This is a genomic window from Trueperella sp. LYQ141, assembly GCF_046599555.1.
GTDB lineage: Bacteria > Actinomycetota > Actinomycetes > Actinomycetales > Actinomycetaceae > Trueperella.
The window spans coordinates 69783-88306 of sequence record NZ_JBKIWQ010000001.1 but is presented as its reverse complement, the minus strand read 5'-3'; the positions used below and the strand labels follow the sequence as shown (position 1 = coordinate 88306).

General features: G+C 55.4%; 14 protein-coding genes and 1 tRNA gene. 7 read left to right on the top strand and 8 right to left on the bottom strand.

The window, feature by feature from the left end; translation table 11 throughout:
• Nucleotides 1-84 precede the first annotated feature (84 nt).
• From ACLHIJ_RS00430 to ACLHIJ_RS00420, 3 genes are read right to left on the bottom strand one after another with little or no spacing between them, the layout of a single operon-like run.
• Nucleotides 85-945, bottom strand: a complete 861-nt coding sequence (locus tag ACLHIJ_RS00430) for a type II secretion system F family protein (protein WP_411298199.1) — start codon at nucleotides 943-945, stop codon at nucleotides 85-87.
• A 2-nt stretch (nucleotides 946-947) separates the two neighbouring features.
• Complete coding sequence (locus ACLHIJ_RS00425; protein WP_411298198.1) at nucleotides 948-2075, bottom strand: TadA family conjugal transfer-associated ATPase; 1128 nt, start codon at nucleotides 2073-2075, stop codon at nucleotides 948-950.
• 11 nt (nucleotides 2076-2086) lie between these two features.
• A complete protein-coding gene (locus ACLHIJ_RS00420; RefSeq protein WP_411296632.1) occupies nucleotides 2087-3130 on the bottom strand; it encodes a hypothetical protein in 1044 nt (347 codons plus the stop codon).
• Between the two features lie 150 nt (nucleotides 3131-3280).
• On the opposite strand from ACLHIJ_RS00420, the gene ACLHIJ_RS00415 reads away from it, so the two are divergent.
• Complete coding sequence (locus tag ACLHIJ_RS00415; RefSeq protein WP_411298197.1) at nucleotides 3281-4966, top strand: hypothetical protein; 1686 nt, start codon at nucleotides 3281-3283, stop codon at nucleotides 4964-4966.
• A 163-nt stretch (nucleotides 4967-5129) separates the two neighbouring features.
• Nucleotides 5130-6038, top strand: coding sequence for an alpha/beta fold hydrolase (locus ACLHIJ_RS00410; protein WP_411298196.1), 909 nt, complete (start codon nucleotides 5130-5132; stop codon nucleotides 6036-6038).
• Between the two features lie 421 nt (nucleotides 6039-6459).
• Here ACLHIJ_RS00410 and nth read toward each other — a convergent pair whose 3' ends face one another.
• Nucleotides 6460-7194, bottom strand: a complete 735-nt coding sequence (nth, locus tag ACLHIJ_RS00405) for an endonuclease III (protein ID WP_411298195.1) — start codon at nucleotides 7192-7194, stop codon at nucleotides 6460-6462.
• Between the two features lie 186 nt (nucleotides 7195-7380).
• Between nth and ACLHIJ_RS00400 the strand changes: the two genes are divergently transcribed.
• Entirely contained in the window at nucleotides 7381-8058 is a 678-nt protein-coding gene (locus tag ACLHIJ_RS00400) for a Crp/Fnr family transcriptional regulator (protein ID WP_411296628.1), read from the top strand.
• 512 nt (nucleotides 8059-8570) lie between these two features.
• Here ACLHIJ_RS00400 and ACLHIJ_RS00395 read toward each other — a convergent pair.
• The 3 genes from ACLHIJ_RS00395 to ACLHIJ_RS00385 all read right to left on the bottom strand — a co-directional run bounded on the left by ACLHIJ_RS00395 (nucleotide 8571) and on the right by ACLHIJ_RS00385 (nucleotide 9704).
• Nucleotides 8571-9062 carry a RidA family protein gene (locus ACLHIJ_RS00395; RefSeq protein ID WP_411296627.1) on the bottom strand — a complete coding sequence of 164 codons (492 nt, stop codon included), beginning with the start codon at nucleotides 9060-9062 and terminating at the stop codon, nucleotides 8571-8573.
• On the bottom strand, nucleotides 9059-9214 hold the full coding sequence (locus ACLHIJ_RS00390; protein WP_411296626.1) for a hypothetical protein: 156 nt from the start codon (nucleotides 9212-9214) through the stop codon (nucleotides 9059-9061). The genes ACLHIJ_RS00395 and ACLHIJ_RS00390 overlap by 4 nt, the downstream gene beginning before the upstream one ends.
• Before the next feature lie 151 nt (nucleotides 9215-9365).
• A complete protein-coding gene (locus ACLHIJ_RS00385; protein ID WP_411296625.1) occupies nucleotides 9366-9704 on the bottom strand; it encodes a WhiB family transcriptional regulator in 339 nt (112 codons plus the stop codon).
• Between the two features lie 309 nt (nucleotides 9705-10013).
• On the opposite strand from ACLHIJ_RS00385, the gene ACLHIJ_RS00380 reads away from it, so the two are divergent.
• The 4 genes from ACLHIJ_RS00380 to ACLHIJ_RS00365 all read left to right on the top strand — a co-directional run bounded on the left by ACLHIJ_RS00380 (nucleotide 10014) and on the right by ACLHIJ_RS00365 (nucleotide 15525).
• A complete protein-coding gene (locus ACLHIJ_RS00380; protein WP_411298194.1) occupies nucleotides 10014-12461 on the top strand; it encodes a penicillin-binding protein in 2448 nt (815 codons plus the stop codon).
• A 379-nt stretch (nucleotides 12462-12840) separates the two neighbouring features.
• Nucleotides 12841-14031, top strand: a complete 1191-nt coding sequence (locus tag ACLHIJ_RS00375) for a metallophosphoesterase (protein ID WP_411298193.1) — start codon at nucleotides 12841-12843, stop codon at nucleotides 14029-14031.
• Between the two features lie 97 nt (nucleotides 14032-14128).
• Nucleotides 14129-14205: transfer RNA gene (locus ACLHIJ_RS00370), tRNA-Pro, on the top strand.
• A 768-nt stretch (nucleotides 14206-14973) separates the two neighbouring features.
• Entirely contained in the window at nucleotides 14974-15525 is a 552-nt protein-coding gene (locus ACLHIJ_RS00365; RefSeq protein WP_411296621.1) for an O-acetyl-ADP-ribose deacetylase, read from the top strand.
• Nucleotides 15526-16176: 651 nt separating this feature from the next.
• Here ACLHIJ_RS00365 and ACLHIJ_RS00360 read toward each other — a convergent pair.
• On the bottom strand, nucleotides 16177-18447 hold the full coding sequence (locus ACLHIJ_RS00360) for a hypothetical protein (protein WP_411298192.1): 2271 nt from the start codon (nucleotides 18445-18447) through the stop codon (nucleotides 16177-16179).
• Between the last annotated feature and the right edge of the window lie 77 nt (nucleotides 18448-18524).

Below are 18524 nucleotides of genomic sequence, written 5' to 3'. Positions count from 1 at the left end.
CACACCACAGACCACGCCCGTAAACACTTCCCTGATTCGCACGTTATCCACCACTGACCCGCTCTTGCCTCTTGTCACCGACGATTACCTATCCGCTTGAGAACGTGCGCGCGCCACCAACCGCGTTGTCCACATAATTCCGGCACTCTCAAAAGCCACCCCTGCCAGCAAAGCAATCCGCCCAATCGCAGTTCCACAGAGAAAACCCACCGGATCAGCCCCTAACAACCACCCCAAGAACAACCCCAAAACTGGAAGAAAAGCCAACATACGTGCCGAGGATCGCGGCCCAGCTAACGCCACCTCCCGAGCCGCCTGGGCCTCCCCTGACTCCGTAATCCCGGCCGCACACGAATCCAATACCTCCGCCATTGGCGCACCCGTGCGCGTACTCATATGGCACACCGCAAATACCGCCGGAAGCGAATGGCGAACCGTCTGAGAAACGCGATGTTTCCACGGCAATCCCCAAGGCCGACGCATGAGGTCATACAGCACTAGCGGCACGCCATTTTCATCCAAGATCGACTCTGCGCCGCCCATCCCAGCCGTAGCCTGCGGAGCCGCTAACTTCGCTCGATTCTTCACTCCAGAGCGATTCCTCCCATATTCCGACGCATTGCTGCTAGCACTATTCCCGCCACGCAGCGCGCGACCTCCTCGTCCTCCTCGTCCGCGCCACCGCTGCACAGGATTAGCCAACCACCGCCCAGGCATCGGTATCTGCGTACGCAAGCCCGCATGATCTAAAGCTCCAGCCCAGGCCTGTTCAGCACTTGCCCCAGAGCGTAACCGCGTCGCCACCTCCGTAACGATCGCCCCCATATCCAGATCTTGGCGCACCACTGGCTGTCGAACGCGCCGACTGCGCCGCCGATGCCGCACATATCGCCGCGGAACACTGAGATACCCCACAAAAATCACAGCACACACAACTATCCACATGGCTATCTCACCAATCGTTGTTCGAGAACGGCCATATTGCCGTGCATTACCTGCCCGCTATCCGTTATTCGCACTGCCACGTCTGTTACTAGGCGTCCATTTTCCCGACGAAAGGTTGCAATTTCGTGGAGGTATCTGCGCCGCCCCGCCCGCCTGATATGGATAGCGCAATCTAAGCCCGCTACCGCCTGTGCCGCCGTCGTTTCCTCACTCATCCCAGCGAGCGCCCCTAAAGCCACTAATCGAGCAGGGATATCCGTCGTGGAATTAGCATGGAGCGTCGCCCAGCCACCCTCGTGCCCAGTGTTCAACGCACCTAACACATCGCGCACCTCTGCCCCGCGACATTCCCCTAAAACAATGCGGTCGGGGCGCATGCGCATGGCCGCTCGCACCAGGTCACTCATGGTGATTTCCCCAGCTCCTTGCACATTGGCTTTGCGCACCTGTAAATGCAAAACATGCGGGTGTTCGGGGCGTAATTCCGCGGCTTCCTCAATAATGATGATCCGCTGGCGATGATCTATTAACGATAAAACCGAGTTCAAGAAGGTCGTTTTACCTGATCCGGTAGCTCCGGAAATGATGACGTTTGCCCGTTGCACTACTAGCTGGCGCACTAGATCGGCGAGTTCTTCATGTACGGAACCGCTGGCAACTAATTCGTGCAGCCCAATCACCCGAGCCCGATGGGTACGCAGCGAAATGAGTGTTCCCTCCGCAGATAGTGGCGGAATTACAGCGTGAAGCCGCACCCCGGAAGCTAATGTGCCATCCACGATTGGGCTGGCATCATCCAGCCGTTGCCCACATCCAGCCGCTAGCCGCACCGCCAAGGCCCGCACCTCTTCTTCGTCATCAAATTGTGCCTGGGGAATAGCCACCATCCCTTCACCTCGGTCCACCCATACGTGTGGCCCATTGATGACGACATCCGTCACTGCGGGATCTTCCAAGAGTGGGGCTATCACAGGCCCTGCCCCGATCAGTTCGTGGCGAATTTGGGTATCAACTGCCGCCAGATCTGCCGTGAATACAGCACCAGAGAGTTGGGCGACGGCCGCGCGCACTGATTCTCCGGCAGCGATTCGTTGGCGCATAGCCGCCAATTGCTCACCTGCTAGTTTCATGGCGTTACCGCTTAAGCCGAGATTTGATCGCGAATATGCTGGCAAATCTTCCGGATGTCTTTTGCCATTGCGGCCCGACTCCGATCACCTGGGCTAACCCCGTGGTCAATATCTGCGGCCATTCCTCGGATATGCCGGACCGATAGGACCTGTTCTACTCCCACGCTGTGCGCGATATGCGCGCTGTGAAACGAACCAGAAATACCATTGGCAACGACGAGCACCTGTTGGGATATGTGGGTGATCCGGCAGGCGGCGTGAGCCAGGCTAACCGCGTCTGTTTTGGTGAGCAGGACGAGAATATCGCACCATTCCACGAGGCTGTGTTCTGCTGTTCCGGGCACGCCAGCGTAGGTGGGTAGGTCGAGAATCGTCCACGGTTGCACTTGTGATAGTGCCGCAATTACTCGTGCCCCTGCTTCCATATTGGGTACTGCCCCGCGCTCATCAGCAGAAACGACGCGCACTGCGTGCCATATTGGTAAGACGTCGTTGAGCCGACCGGCGAGCACTGCTCCGCTGCCGAGGAGATCTGCCCATCTTTTTCCGGGCGCTGTCTCAATTGCGAGGAGTTGATCTATTCCGACGGAGCTTGGGTTGAGATCAATGAGTCCAGCGGATTCTTCGCGTGCGAATATGCGTGCGAGCCAGGCAGCAATTGTTGATGTTCCCGCGCCACCGTGAGCACCAAGCACGCCAACGACTCGCCCACGTACTGTTGCCCCAACGGCTGCCATGAGTTCGAGAATCTCTGAGGAGTCCTCTCGTGGGTGTAGCCGTACTTTTCCACGGGGAAAGTACGGGGCAAACATTTCATGAAATTGTGCCTCTACCTGCCCTGGGGTCGGCGCGTCATTAAAGTACAGGACGGCCATTGACTGCCGAGAGACGATAGGGGAGGCTGAATCGTCTTCCTGTGCGTGAGAGATTCGGATAGATGTGCGCGGTTCGCAGGTGAAATCCACCCCGACGAGATCTGCCAACCGCTGTAATTCTGCGGCAATTGCTCGGTCTGCTCCGGTGTAGAGCACCGAAAAGATATCCATATCAACCATGCCTTTAGCCTGACCGCTTCCCATAATTTCTGAGCAAGATCGGCAAGATGTGTGGAAAAACTCCTCTTATCCACAAAGGCACGCCGCAATCATTGTCGATTAGCACCCGCATAACAGTTACGCTGAAAACAGCATTTGATAGGAGTAACTGTGTCTATGCCAACTGATCCGTATAACTCGGCGTCCCGTCGTCCATTTGAGGACGAGGAGAACATCCTCGATCCGCTCTCCGACGAAGAAGCACGCGATACCGCGTCCGAAGCGTCCCCTACGGACGCCCCCGCTGAAACAGCCGGCTCATTTGAAGCCAGCCCTGCTGAAGTCGATATTGCGGCAGCCGAACACGCCGCCTGGGATCGCGCGTTTTCCACAGCACCCGAAGATGACGACGATCCTGAAGGATACCGCGTACACAATACGGCGTCTGCCACGCCCAGCGAGCCAGCCTATGATCAGTCCACATACTCTGATCCGGCGTCAGACGCCTCGCACCCTACTCGCGAATTTTCCAACGAGGATCTCGATATTGCAGACGATCCGCAGTTCGGTGAATCATCGGAGTCCTCATACCGGTCCTTCGCATCCACAGAATCTGGTTATGCGGATTCCCCATCGAATGGCAGCTCTTCATACCAGCCCGGCGATTCCACCGACGCAGCTCCATCCCCTGCAGATGGCGAGAGCGCGACGGCATATTCCCACGAATATCCCAGCGATTCAGCCTCATCAGATCATTTCCGCTCGGATACCGACTCAGATTTCCACACGGGCACATCCCGCGTAAGCACGCCTGATAGCGCCCCTTCCGCCGAGCGCGCAGAAGAATCAGCCGGCAGCTCCTCAGATCGCACTGTCGCCACCAATCCCTTTGCGACCAGCGATGACGATTCCAGCTCAGAATCTGCCCGTTCCGCTGAAAGCCCAGCCGCTACCAGCGATAGCAGCGAACGTTCCGCTGCGCCTGAAGCAGCATCTCCGAGCGAATCCGTTGCCGCCGCAGCAACAACAGCCGCAACAACCCGCCCAGGGCTGTCTTCACGCCGCATGGAACGGACCTCAGATAATCCCACGCTAGGCAGCTACGTCAGCCAACGCGAGGAAGAAGCTGAGGAGATTCGCTCCAGCGCTCCTACTCGCACCTCCGTCATGGGCGGATCACTTATTACCCCTGCCACCCCAGCGGGTGATGAGACTCTCACACCTGCAACGACAACCGATACTGCCGTTGCACCCGTCGCCGGAAACAGCGAAGATGAGGCCCGCCGCGAGCGCTGGTCCAAAGATCCTGGTGAGGTATCAACTGATATTCCCGAGGAACCAAAGCCGCGCACGTGGGCGCATATCGGCGGTTTCTTCCTGACGCTCATCCTCATCCCGATTGCTTGGTATTTGATTGCCGACGCGGGGGCGCGCCTTTACACAGTTCCTAACAATGGCTGGGATCAGCAGGTTTTCCAGTTGTGGCCATTTGTTGAGCTTCTCGGAGGCGTCGCTGTTGCTGCAATCTTGTGGCTCACAGCTCGCCGTTCCTCACTGGGCGCACAGTTCTTTGGTCTGATCCTTGCGGTAGCTGGTTCGCTTGCCCTCATCATGCCGAAGTTCGCTCATGAGGTGATCGCTAAGATTGACCACGCCATTGGGTCATATAACGATTTCACTGGCAATGTCGTCTACCATCTGACCAATGATCTTGGTTCAGGTCGTATCGCCGTCTTTGGCTTCCTGTTGCTGTTCACTGGTCTAGTTTCGCATTTGGCGCGCCGACGTGGAGAACGGCGAGCCATCATCGTTACTCGTCGCGATCTGCTTCTCGCCCACGAGACAGACGCAAAGTAGTGGATCGGCCCGACACGGAGTTTTCCGGTCGGGTCTTTCCTTTCTTTCTTCCCACAATCCCATCTCTAGCTATTTCGTCAGCCCGTGTGCTGCGCATCGCGCATGACGGCGCACGTTTTCGGTAAAACTCCCTCGTTTTCGTCAGACAGGTAGGTTCTTGCACATGCCCGCCGACACTTCGTGCATTACGCTCTGTGGCCCGTGGACGCACCGCAAAATTCAAGCTAATGGCGCACAATTCCACGCCGCCTACGCCGGTGAACATCGCGATGACCGGCCGTTAGTCTTGCTTGTTCACGGTTTTCCGCAGTATTGGTGGGCGTGGCGTCATCAGATTTCTGCTCTGGCGCAGGCCGGATATGAGGTTGCGGCTATTGACCAACGCGGAATCGGCGGCTCCGATAAAACGCCGAACTCGGAAGATGGTTTGACGCTCACTCAAGATCTCATCGCTATCGTTCAAGCCTTGGGCGCGCGTAAGGCCGTGCTGGTTGGTTTGGGGCGTGGGGGAGCTTTTTCGTGGTCGGCTGTTTCCATGAAACAGGATTTATTTTCCGGGTTAGTCACTGTTTCTTCTCCTCATCCGCGCACGTTACATCGCATTGGCACGCACGTTACGTTCAAAACGTGGCAGCAGGTATTAGGCACGCTTGTTCCGCCGATGGGTCGTAAAAATCTGCGCGATCCGCAGTCCGTCCGTCAGCTATTGACCCGCTGGTCTGCTCCTGGGAACGACGGGGCGGCAAGCCAGTGGGAGATCTACAGTCAGGCTTTGCAGTTGCCAGGGGCGGCGCAAATCGCTGTCGATCAGTTGCGGTGGACGTGGCGGGCACAGCGCAATCCAACTGGCCGACGTTATCTGCGCGAGGCTGCCAATACTGTGTATATTCCTGTGTTGGCAGTTCGCGGGGAACTTGATCCGTTTTTGCCGGATCGTGCGTGGAATAAGGATCGGGAATTCGCTGGCGGGCCGTATCGGAAGGTGCGGGTCAGTGACGCTGGGCATTTCGTTCCTGAGGAGCAACCTGAGGTGTTTAACCGAATCTTGTTGAATTTCCTCGCGGGGTTGTAACCTGCAGTCGCCGCAGTAGGGCGCGCATGGATCATCACGGATTAGGATCATCGGTGCTTGCGCTAGCGGCTGGGCGTATCCTCGTCGGCGGCGTTCAGCGATTGATCTGTATTCCCTGTGGTTTGCCCTGTGAGGGGTGCGCGTGGCGCTCGACGTGGCATTCTCTCTTTTCCCGCTGGTTGTGCTCTGCGGTGGCGTCGTGATTTCGCTATGGGTTTTGATATGTTGAATCCGCAGTCCGCATTGAGATTAGCTGGGGTTTTAGTACGTGACCGCTCCTGGTCGCCCAGGTTAACGGCAACAACCCGGCTGTAATCCATCGTGACGAGCCAGTAATAAGCCGTGGATTATGCGTCGGCGCTTACAATATTGAGCGCGCTCGTCCTTTCATCTTTTCTTAATCCGCGCTGTCGTGTTTTCGCTATGCTGATTCGAGTTTGGCTGACGGGCACAGCGAGGCAATAGGGCAGATCCCGCATTGCGGTCCTCGCGCATGGCAGATGGCCCGCCCGTGCGCAATAATGCGGTGGCATAAGACCGTCCACTGGTCTTTCGGGAGAATATCCATCAGGTCACGCTCGGCTTTTTCCGCATTGGTTTCTTTCGTCCATCCCCATCTGCGCGAAAGTCGCCCGACGTGAGTATCGACGGTGATTCCAGGGGTATTAAAGGCGTTACCGAGAACGACGTTGGCCGTCTTGCGCCCTACTCCAGCTAAGGTCACCAGCTCTTCCAATGTTTGAGGAACATCGCCGCCAAAATCGTGGACGAGGCTGCGCGAGAGTCGGCTGAGCGAATCAGCTTTTGCTCGGAAGAATCCCAGGGGGCGCAAAATCCGCTGCAAATCCCCAATAGTTGCGCCGGCTAGGGTTTGCGCGTCGGGGTAGCGTTCAAATAGTTCTCCGGTCACGGAATTGACTCGTTCGTCGGTCGTCTGTGCAGATAATACGGTTGCAACGAGTAGTTCGAAAGCGTTGCGATGGGCGAGTGAGCATCGGGCATCCGGATACAGTTTTGCAAGCTGGTCACAGATTGGCTCTACATTGCGAGGCTGACGCTTTTTGCGGCGAGTAGCGGCGGCAGAGCGCCGAGAATTCGCCCGCTGTGGGGTGTTCTTGGCCAATGACGCTGATCTTCGTGAACTCGTATTCGTCATCGGTATCTCTTTCCTCTATATCAATATTGCCGACTTTGCGCACAACAAACCTATCAATATGTCGTGCATACCAGCCTCCTACATGGCAAGATAGATTCTGTATGACCTCGAACACAAGCCAGAGAGTACTGTATGTCGGTTCTGCTGTGCTGATGGTTCGTGCCCGATCACGAGAAAGGTATTCGGATGGAATCCAACATCCTTGCCAATGTAGAGCTTTTTAAGGAGCTGAACGACGACGAGCGTGATGCTCTGCTCGCCCTTATGACCGAGACAAGCCTCAAGCGTGGTGAATCACTTTTCCACGAGGGTGACGCTGGCGATCGTCTCTACGTCATCACAGAGGGCAAGGTTAAGCTCTCGCACGCTGCCGATGATGGGCGGGAAAACCTCATCGCCATCCTCGGGCCGGGTGAGATTATCGGCGAGTTGTCGCTGTTTGATCTCGGCGCTCGTTCTTCAACGGTGACGGCTATCGCTCCGTCCTCGTTCCTGTACCTATCCCACCAGGAAATGATGGAATACATTGACGCCCATCCGCAGATGGCAAAGTCGATGTTGCGCGAGCTGGCTACCCGCTTGCGCAACACCAATGACCAGATGGCGGATTTGGTATTTTCCGACGTTCCTGGTCGAGTGGCTAAGGCGCTGTTGGATTTGGCGGAGCGCTTTGGTGAGCGCACGCCTGAAGGTATCTATGTGGCTCATGATTTGACTCAGGAAGAGCTGGCGCATTTGGTTGGTGCTTCCCGCGAGACGGTGAATAAGTCGCTGGCTGATTTCACTGCTCGTGGCTGGATTCGCCTAGAGGGTCGCGCGGTCCTGCTCATGCAGGTAGGGCGCCTCCAGCGGCGCGCCCACTGAGCACGCACGGCTCGGCTAAGGACGCCACATAGCAGTGACGCGCGAATAGGTGCGCACACATAGCGTAACCGCCGGTTCTTCCTGGCAGTCTAGTTCTCCTGGTAATGCCGAAGCGCCGCGATGGTTGCGCGCCCGCAGCCCCTAACATCCCACTGGAAAATCAGGGGCTTCCTCCCGTGGTGGCGCGCGGGGCGTGCGATAGGTTTGCGGCGCTTTTGCCGTAAATGCCGCAAGAACATAGCAATGGCGGGGTGGGGAGTATGAACTCTCCCCACCCCGCCATCATGATTTACCACCATTTACGCTAGGGCATTTGCTCCAGTTATATCGCCCTGGAGGCTTATTTCGCCTGATCCAGCAAGGCAAATCCGCATGCGACATTCCGTTGAGTGGCGCTATTGAGAGACAGGCAGAGCGCCACGCCCTACCAGCGCCACGCCCTACCGCGGGCCCTTTCCGGCTTTTCTTCAACGTATCGCCAATAACTCGCAGCATTGACCGCGACTCATTGCTCACTGCGCGACCAGAAAGGTCACTTCCACCTCTACTGGAGAATCGAGCGGCAGCACTGCCACACCTACCGCTGATCGCGTATGTGATCCAGCCGCTCCAAAAAGATCTGCCAACAGTTCCGAGGCCCCGTTGATAACCCCTGGCTGGCCGGTGAATTCTGGCGCAGAAGCCACGAATCCCGTCACATGGGAAACCCCCACTAGCCGTTCTACGCCTCCGCATACTGCCGCTGCCGCCGCAATAGCATTCAGGGCACACTGAGCAGCTAACTCTTTGGCCTGTTCTGCGTCAACCTCACTGCCCACTTTCCCCGTCATCGGTAATTTTCCGGCAACGAACGGAAGCTGCCCGGAGGTTCGCACCAGATGGCCATCCTGTTTTGCCGGAATATACGCTGCCACAGGCGCAGCAACCTCAGGCAATTCCAATCCGCGCTGGGCTAACCGCTGCGATATGCTCACATTTTCCTCGTTTCCCACTAATCCGCTCACTGCTTTTCTCGTTTCAGGTAAGCAACCGGATTCGTTCCATCCGGCCCAGGGATAACCGTGACGAGTTCCCACCCGTCCTGACCCCACGTATCTAGAATGGCTTTCGTATTGTGAATTAGTAACGGCACTGTGGCGTATTCCCATGTAGTCATAGCTCAAGCCTAGGCAGTGACGCTGCCGCCAGCAAGGTGATCTCCGCGATGGCTGCTGCCCGCGCGATCTACTCAATTACTATCTGTTCGTTCCCTAACGGGCACACTTGCCGAACTCTGTTTGCCATGCAGCGCGGGAATGTACTTATGGTTAGCGCCCGGCAGGCCGACGTGAAAGCCGCGGAATCCGACCTGCCCGCAGTTCCACGGCAACAATATCGTCGGACTCATTGAGGTAAAGCCACCAATCGCGCACTTCAGGGAAACGCCGCACCAATGCTCGGCGTTCGCGTTCCGTCATTCCGCCCCATACTCCAAAGGTCATTCCGGAATCTAATGCGTCAGCAAGGCACTGAATCCGAACCGGGCACGAGAAGCACATCTGGCGGGCATCGACCTGTGCCGAACCGCGGACGAACAGTGCGTCAGGATCAATGTCTGCACACAGCGCCTGGGCCGCCCAAGTTTGATCTTGATAAACCTGTGTCATGTCTCTCTCCTCCGTGGGAAGCGCCCTTGCTTCCAAAGTGGCGTGATGACGGTCACGTGTTTTATGTTACATGCACATGTGCCGAAAGAAAAATTACCTTTATCTCACGCTCACACCTAGTCACCATTTTCTCTGGCATACCGCCATTTACCACCCGCACAATACCCGCACATCTCAGGAAAACAACTACTACCCAGTGCGCATACACCTTCCCTCTCGCCCGCTGCCTCACCCCACCATTCGCGCCGACCATGCCACAGTCTGAAGGAAGGTATGTCAGGTGAAAGCCAAACCGGATAGGCTTACGCTATGCAGAAAACTGGTCGGCGTCTTACTATTCGGCAGCTCATCGTTGCCCTTCTCAGCTTCTCTTTGCTGTGCGGAGTCGGCGGTACTCTCCTTGCCGCCTCAGCTATTCCATTCACAGCAATGTCTGGAACTGCGGCCAATGCCGTCACGCGAATGTTCGATGATTTACCCACCGGAATCGACTTCACTCGCCCGTCCGAGCAATCCGTCATTCTTGCCGCCGACGGCACAAAGATCGCCACGTTCTATGCCGAAAACCGAATCATCGTCAAATCTGACGCCATCTCACCGCTCCTCAAAGACGCCGTCGTCTCCATCGAAGACGAACGCTTCTACCAGCATAACGGCGTAGATGCGCAAGGCATTTTCCGCGCGGCTGTCAACAACTTCACCGGCGGCGCCCTCGCAGGTGGTTCCACTATCACCCAGCAATACGTCAAGAACGCACTCATCGAACAAGGGCGTATCCTGGGCGATGAAAACCTCATCGCAAAAGCCACCGAGGATTCCATCGCTCGAAAGATCAACGAAGCCCGCTACGCAATCGCCGTTGAAAACAAGCTCACTAAAGACGAAATCCTCACCGCATATCTCAACATCGCACAATTTGGCCCGTCCCAATGGGGCGTAGAGGCAGCTTCGCGCTATTTCTTCGGAGTTTCCGCAAAAGACGTCTCCCTCGAACAGGCCGCCATGCTTGCTGGTATCACCCAGTCACCCGGCAAATGGAACCCCATTACTGATCCAGTGAATGCTAAGATCCGCCGCGATACCGTCTTAGGGCAGATGTACAAGCTCGATAAGATCACGCGCGAACAATTTGAAGCCGCCTCAGCCGTTCCGATTGAAGCCATGCTGCACGTAACGGAAGTTCCCAATGGCTGTGCGACGGCAGGAATTTCCGCATACTTCTGCGATTACGTCGTCCAAGATGTGCTGAAATCTAAATCCCTGGGAGAGAGCAGCGCTCAGCGCATCCAAAAGCTCTACCGCGGTGGTCTTGTCATCAAAACCACCCTGGATTTACACAAACAGCAAGCCGCTTATGACGCCATCGTTGCCTCCACCCCCGTCAACGATCCCTCTAGCGTCGATATGGCCCTATCGTCCGTTGAACCGAACACTGGGCACATCGTCGCCATGGTCCAAAATTCGACGTATGGCAACCCCACCGAGCAAAGTCCAAACAATACGAAGCTGAATCTCAACGCCGGTCAAGATATGGGCGGCGGTTTCGGCTTCCAATCAGGATCGACGTTCAAGATCTTTACCTTGATGGAATGGCTACATCAAGGGCGTAACGTCAATGAAGTTATCAACACAGATATACGAACCTTCCCAGCTAATACCTGGAAAATTCGGTGCGCTCCTAGTGTTGCCGACGTCTTCAACCCAAGTAACTTGGAAGGCGCTGGCGGCGGGCGAATGACCGTCCTGGAAAGCACTCGAAAATCTGTGAACACTGCCTTCGCGGTAATGGCAAACCAATACGATCTATGTGACATCGTTGATCGCGCCAGCGCGCTCGGGGTGCGCCGCGGAACGCTTGCCCAAGAAGGCAGCTCCCAAACCGCCGAAATTCTCAATGCCGGGCTGCACGCCGAATACGGCAAACCCTTGCCGCTATTGCCCAATCCCGGTTCAATCTTAGGTACAAACCCGGTTACGCCACTATCTATGGCAAATGCCATGGCATCCCTGGCAGCAGAAGGAAAATATTGCGAACCGACATCATTCACCCAGATCACTGACAACAATGGCACTATCCTTGCCGCCGTTGAACCCCAGTGCCGCCAAGCGGTGGATGCCGAGCTAGCTCGGCAGACCACTGCCGTCCTCCAACAGGTTCTCACTCGAGGAGCAACCGGCGAAAACGCGATCCTCGCCGGAGGGCGCCCAGCCGCCGGTAAGACGGGTACTGCCGATCTTGATTATCACGCATGGTTCGTGGGCTACACCCCACAACTGGCCACCGCCGTATGGCAAGGTCACTATGAAGGCTCAATCTCCATGTTTGATAGCGTCATCAACGGGACCTTCCACTCCGAAGTGTACGGCGGTCTGTATCCCGCCCGAAGCTTCAAGCAATACATGGATAACGCTTTAGCAAATACGCCTATCCAACAGTTCAATAAGCCAACGAAAGATCCATTGCGCGGAGCAAATCGCCCACCAGCAGACGCGAACAAGAATCAAGATCAGGATAAAGATAAAGACAAGAACAAAGACAAGGAAAATAACGACTCGAACGCCAGCGCGCCAAATCTGATTGGCATGAGCCAAGAAGATGCCCAAAACACCGCGCTTGCCGCCGGATTTGGATACACCACCCGTGCGAAAGACTCGAACCAGCCAGCCGGAACCGTGGTAGCCCAATCCCCCGCCGCCGGTGAAAAAGCAGAACCAGGCATACGTATTGACATTTGGGTATCCAACGGCAGAGGCTGACGCGAAACTAAGGCCAACGAGAAGCGAGATGTGAGAAACGCGAGGCTAACCGCATACCAATCGGCACCGAATCATGCCACGTAGCGGGGCTCTGCCAGATAGATTGGAGATCTAGCCGGCAAGCAGAAACTCCAGCAAGTAGTTGGGGGGGAGCAGTTAGCGCAAGGTATTAAGCAGGTATCGGGCGAGGCTAGCCACCTGCTCCAGCCTCTAGATAGCTGACAGCTATTACCTATTGCCCTCACCTGGCATACCAGGTACGTGCGGGATTTCCGGGGATTTGCGTTCATGAGAAACGGAGAAGAAACCGAAAATCCCATATATAGCCAACGCACAGCAATAGTGCAGTACTACATGGGACGGACAGGAGTACAGCTAAATGTCCTTATCGAAAAACTTACGCGGCACACTGGCAGCAACAGCCGCAACCGGAATCGGCGCTGCCATATACGGATTGACCCACGCTCACGCATATACCGTTCGCCACCGCACGCTGTATATGCCCGCTGAGCGGGTGTACAACGCAACGCCGACTGCTCTTTGCGTTGCGTCAGACAACACGCAAAAGCGCGAAGCTAATCGCGACTCAAAGGCTTCACAGCTCACCTTGCCACCGCAGAATCAGCACGCACCGAGCGCCCAACTACGGATCCTGCATATCTCCGACGCACACGCTTTAGCTCGCCATCGTAACCGTTTTGAGTTCATCGCTTCTCTGGCTGCCTATGAGCCAGATTTGATCGTCATAACTGGCGATATGTTTGCCCATTCCTCTGCGCTTTCCCCGCTCCGGGCAGCCCTGGCTCCACTGGCAGATATTCCTGGGGTTTTCGTCTGCGGATCGAATGACTACTATGCTCCCAAACTAAAAAATCCGTTCCAGTATCTCCTTGGCCCATCGTCGCGGAAGATGGTACAAAAATCGGAATCTACTCCACCGCCTAAACCAAAAGCCCGCCCCCTGCCTTGGCAGGATCTTGTGCAGATCTACGAAGACTTCGGCTGGGTTAACCTGACGAACACTCGGGCGATGTTGCCAGTAGCCGGATGGGAATGTCATTTTGTTGGCGTTGACGATCCGCATATCCGCCGCGACGTATTTCCAATCCCGCATGGCGATAAACCAGTGCCGGATCTGCATTGCGCCTCGGAAACCTCGGTGCTTTCCCTTCACCCGCAACTGCGTATCGGGCTGACCCACGCCCCCTATCTGCGGATTCTCGATGAAATGGCACGCGATAACTGCGACCTCGTCTTTGCTGGGCATACCCACGGTGGGCAGGTATGCCTGCCCGGCAAACATTTAGTCTCTAACTGCGATATTGACCCGCAACTTGCTGCCGGATTATTCCACTGGCCAGCCACTACCAGCGCAGAATCCCCGCTACGCGACGGGCAATTGCGCCATACCCGTCATGGTCTGACGGAATTGATCGCAAAGGATGGAGCCGCCCAGGCGAACGATGATATGTGGGTTCAGGTTAGCGCCGGAATCGGGACGACGACATACGCGCCAGTACGGACTTTCTGCCCACCTGAAGCCATTATCCTTGATCTCATCGTCCAGTAAATAACCTGCGTAACGCCGTATGTGAGCAAGCAAGCCTTTTTCAATTTTCCAAATGGGCACACAATTGGTTATTATTACTGGGTTGCCGTAGGCATACCGGGGTGTGGCGCAGCTTGGTAGCGCGCTTCGTTCGGGACGAAGAGGCCGTGGGTTCAAATCCCGCCACCCCGACCACTAATCGCCGCTTTCTAGGAAATAAGGAAAGCGGCGATTTACTGTATCTCTATGTGAAAGATTCTCAGTAGGCATGGCGGAGTTTATCCCCGCGTCGTGTACCCTATGTGTACCCCGAGTACGTCAGGGTTGCAGCTTGCCGATCAGTGCACGATCTATCTCAGCACCTAACCACCATGTATAGGCCTGACGTAGTTAGCATATTGCGCATGCCAGCGCTGTATCTGCCGTTACAACGCCAAGGCTTCGGGTTAAGGCATGCGCGTTCAGCGGTCGATTCTTCCAGGCTCTTCGGATTTTGGTGGAGCTAGGGGAAAGTTGTTACCTAGTAGTCGCCAGTTGGGTTTACCCGCGCCGAGCAGGTATCAGGTTCGGCAGTTTTCTAACTTAGTAAATCCGTATCAGGCGTTTGCCCACCTTTGAAGAGACTGCTCATAACTTCGGTGGAGAGTTTTATAACCAGACGTGACACGAGCCAGGATCTAGGATTGTTAAGGCTTGAGGGCTCGTTCGAGTTGTCGGGCTTGTGCCATACATAGCAGATCGTCGAAGCTGGTACGGGCAGGTTGAAGAGATACTGCCTCTTCCCCTATAAAACACTGCAGTATGCATGCTTTCCGCTTCCTTGCACAGTGCTAGATTCTCAATTTCGGCGGTGATCCATAGCCAGAATTGCCGGCGTTGCCGATCAGCTATCGTGCAAGCCAGCACTAACCGCCGTCCGGAATAGCTGCGGCGCATGACACCAAAGCGAATTACACTGGAACGGTGACTATTCATTTTGAGGTGGTCCTCGCCGATATTACGACGCTGAGCGTAGACGCGATTGTTAACGCTGCAAATTCCACCCTCCTGGGTGGCGGCGGAGTCGATGGTGCTATTCATCGGGCAGCTGGTCCGGAACTTCTAGCGCAGTGCCGCCACCTGCGGGAAACCTCGCTACCCTCAGGTCTGCCAGTCGGGCAAGCTATAGCAACCGCAGGATACAAGCTGCCTGCCAAATGGGTGATCCATACCGTCGGGCCAAATCGGCACATCGGCCAGACAGATCCGAAACTTTTGGCGGCTGCGTTCCGCAATAGCTTGCAGCGCGCGCTGGAATGTGGCGCTCAATCTATCGCTTTTCCAGCTATCTCCGCCGGCGTGTACGGCTGGGATATAGATGAGGTCGCTCGAATCGCCGTCACCGAATTACAGCAGACTGCCCAAACCGCCACGCTTAACCTGAAAGAGCCAGCCACTATCACTGTATATCTCGTCGCCTTTAGCCATCGTGCCGACCACGCTTTTCGCCAAGCCCTTGCCCAGTACAGCGCGTAAAACTCGCTGCCGCCACGCATCAACAGGGGCGTAAATACGTAAATACCTGCACGCTCCATGCTCATTCCCATGCGGGATTCTCAGGAGCCTTTTGATTCTTTGCCATATTGTGCGCTTTATCCTGCCCTGTTCCTTCTCCTTTCGCCTGGTTTTCCTACGCAATACAAATGATTTTGCAGACGTAATGACAACCGCAGGAGCATACGTTACGAATATATGGACCGCCGCCGAGCACCTTATCCTCGGCTTGGCTTTGGGTATCCTCGCATACCCTTCAGCTTCACGCGCCTTTCGCCTCCTCGACTGCACACATCGTGACGTATCCTCACACCCCAGACCCATTGCCTATTTCCTCTAAACCTCTCAGCTATTTCGCGTTCAGGCACCCTTTGCGCATATCCCTCACGCGAAACCTGACCACATCCCAAGCGCCACACATTAAGCGGAAAACTGACGTAATAGCTCAGCATAGCCATCTCGCCCAAATAAGGAACATAGATGTGACAGCGTTAGACGCCGCACAGATATGGACGTCATGCAGAATAAAAAGCTGGTGGGTGTCCAGCAATGGACACCCACCAGCGGTAACATTCCTCCCTCACCGCCTAACGCGTTATGACATTAACCCCTTAGGCGGCAAAGCAGTCACCCCTACACGGTTGGGGCTGGCGGCGGAGGTGGAGGCGTTGTGCCGAAATCCTCCGGCCCAGCCGCACCGTGGGCTAACCGATCATCTGACGTGCTTTCTGGATCGCCCTCAGAGGCACCTTCTGCGGCGCTTTCTGGCGCAGGTGGCGCATACTCTGGCGCAGATTGCACATATCCCGCTGCCGGTTGCGTATCTGCGACCATATCTGCAGGTTGCGCATAATCTGCAGTGCCTTGCATATCTGCCGAGGGCTGACCGTATTGTGCTGCCCCCTGCGGATAATACGCACCATTTTGCCCATAACCATCGCCATAGCCATCACCCGACGGCGCAGCCTCGTACCCACCTGGCGTCGGATACGGCTGCGGCGAATATGCCGGAGATGAATCCTGCGCCGGATATGGCTGGTAGCCCTCCGGCGTCGGCGTCTGCGCCTGCTCATACTGCGCGGTCTCACCCGTCGGCGCTGGCTCATATCCCTGCGCAAAATCCGCAGAATCCCCCGAATACGGCACTGCCGACGCCATTGCCTCAGGAGACATCCCCGCTGGGGTCATCCCACCAGCAGCCATCCGCCGCTTCGCCCGCTTACGCAAGACGATAGCCAAAACAATCAACCCGATAATCGTCAGAGCAATAACGCCCAAGATAATCAGCGAGAATAACGTCGGCCCGTGATCCATAACAAGGGTCGCGCCAGCATCGGTATAGATCAGATCTTTACCATCAGTTTTGACCACCGCACCCGGTTCCTCCTCCAAACTATGCAATACAGAGGGGCGTACCACAAGTGTTGACCCACTGGGGGTATCACTGTCATAGAACATTGGTAAATCAATGGAGATCATCGTCTTTTTCGACCACAACGCCCCACCTTGATCATCTTCACGGATTTCACCACCAGTGCGATACCCCGCAAGACGTTCGGAAATCTCCTCTGCGTTAGAACCAGAAAGCGTCACAACTGCAACGGTGGTATCGTCGCGTTCTTCCACCGTAATATCGCCCGCATCCCCAGGATCAAAAAGCTTTTCTAAATCGAGATCGAAGTTCTTGAGTTCTTCCGTCTTAACCGGATACTCAAAGGTAACGTCGTAGCCTCCCATAAACGAGCGCTCCACGGTTACCGTCCACGGTTCAAAGACCAGTTTGGATGCGAAGCTCAAATCAACTTTCTTGCCATCCCCAGCAGAGGATCCCGTCCAATCGGGAATAACTCCACTGAAATCTGGATCACCATACGAGTTACCCTCTGGCGTCATATTCTCTTGGTCATAGACGAAGTACCACCGCGCTCGCTCATCATCTGCATCATCAGTGCTTTGGCACACCCCTCGACATCCGATAGTGCCAGTGAGCTGATAAATCCGCTCCGTAATGCTATCCCCGTTCGGGGCAACATCGAGTTTGATGGAGACGCTATCATCATCAAGAAGTTTCTTGAGCTTCGCTGATAAATCATCCATATCCTTAGGCATGAAGCGAATCATGTATTCGCCTTGATGCAAAGGGGTAAGTTTCTCTGCGCCTTCAGGCATACGATCCTTGAGGAATTCCTCCAATGCCTTAACCTGATGATCCGGCAATCCGCTATCTGAATGGTAGATGACGACGGTTTCACCCTGATTCTCCGGCTTCATCGAGGTATAAACCTCAACATGCGCAAAGGTATCGTCCTTTATCTGCTTAACTACCAGACGGTTACCCTTCTCAGATGGATACGTATTCCCCTCAAAGACAACGGTGGGTTTAGGTGATCCACTGTTATCAAAAATGGAATTGCGATTGTGCTCCTCAATCACGTGTTCATAGACGAGCGCATCGGCAAGCCAGCCCATCAGTTCAACATCAGTGAACTGCTCGTTGATACTCAACCCCTTTTTCAAGGGGGTATCGTAATACTTCATCTCTGGCTCGCCATAGTACGAATCTTCACTAAGACCCGCCAAAGAGCGCAACGTATCTATCTTCTGCGCATAATCGTCAGCAGAGCTGAATCCCATCGTAAAGCTGCCAGAGATCGTCGATCCATCGTCAGCCATACCGGAATACGTCAGGATGGATGGCAGATGCTGACGGATAACCGCGTCAATTTCTGCCGGAGTCTTCTTCACGTCACTAGATGACAGATCATTTTTTGATACGGCAAACGTGAATATGCGAGTACCGGCAATGTTTTTATCAATCGTCGTCGTCGACGTAACTTTCACGCCACATGCAGCCAGCAAACACGCAGCAACCAGCGCACATGCCAACCGTAAAAGACGAGGCATTCGGTATGCGCCACAAGAATTTGAGGTAGCACTCATGAGTGACCTTTCCCAGCGTGGATATAATGACGGCACAATTC

Coding starts and splice junctions, on each gene's coding strand:
- ACLHIJ_RS00420 (WP_411296632.1), bottom strand. CDS start 3,130: ATGGTTGATATGGATATCTTTTCGGTGCTCTACACCGGAGCAGACCGA.
- ACLHIJ_RS00380 (WP_411298194.1), top strand. CDS start 10,014: ATGCAGAAAACTGGTCGGCGTCTTACTATTCGGCAGCTCATCGTTGCC.
- ACLHIJ_RS00425 (WP_411298198.1), bottom strand. CDS start 2,075: ATGAAACTAGCAGGTGAGCAATTGGCGGCTATGCGCCAACGAATCGCT.
- nth (WP_411298195.1), bottom strand. CDS start 7,194: ATGACGAATACGAGTTCACGAAGATCAGCGTCATTGGCCAAGAACACC.
- ACLHIJ_RS00400 (WP_411296628.1), top strand. CDS start 7,381: ATGGAATCCAACATCCTTGCCAATGTAGAGCTTTTTAAGGAGCTGAAC.
- ACLHIJ_RS00410 (WP_411298196.1), top strand. CDS start 5,130: ATGCCCGCCGACACTTCGTGCATTACGCTCTGTGGCCCGTGGACGCAC.
- ACLHIJ_RS00390 (WP_411296626.1), bottom strand. CDS start 9,214: ATGACTACATGGGAATACGCCACAGTGCCGTTACTAATTCACAATACG.
- ACLHIJ_RS00430 (WP_411298199.1), bottom strand. CDS start 945: ATGTGGATAGTTGTGTGTGCTGTGATTTTTGTGGGGTATCTCAGTGTT.
- ACLHIJ_RS00360 (WP_411298192.1), bottom strand. CDS start 18,447: ATGCCTCGTCTTTTACGGTTGGCATGTGCGCTGGTTGCTGCGTGTTTG.
- ACLHIJ_RS00375 (WP_411298193.1), top strand. CDS start 12,841: ATGTCCTTATCGAAAAACTTACGCGGCACACTGGCAGCAACAGCCGCA.
- ACLHIJ_RS00385 (WP_411296625.1), bottom strand. CDS start 9,704: ATGACACAGGTTTATCAAGATCAAACTTGGGCGGCCCAGGCGCTGTGT.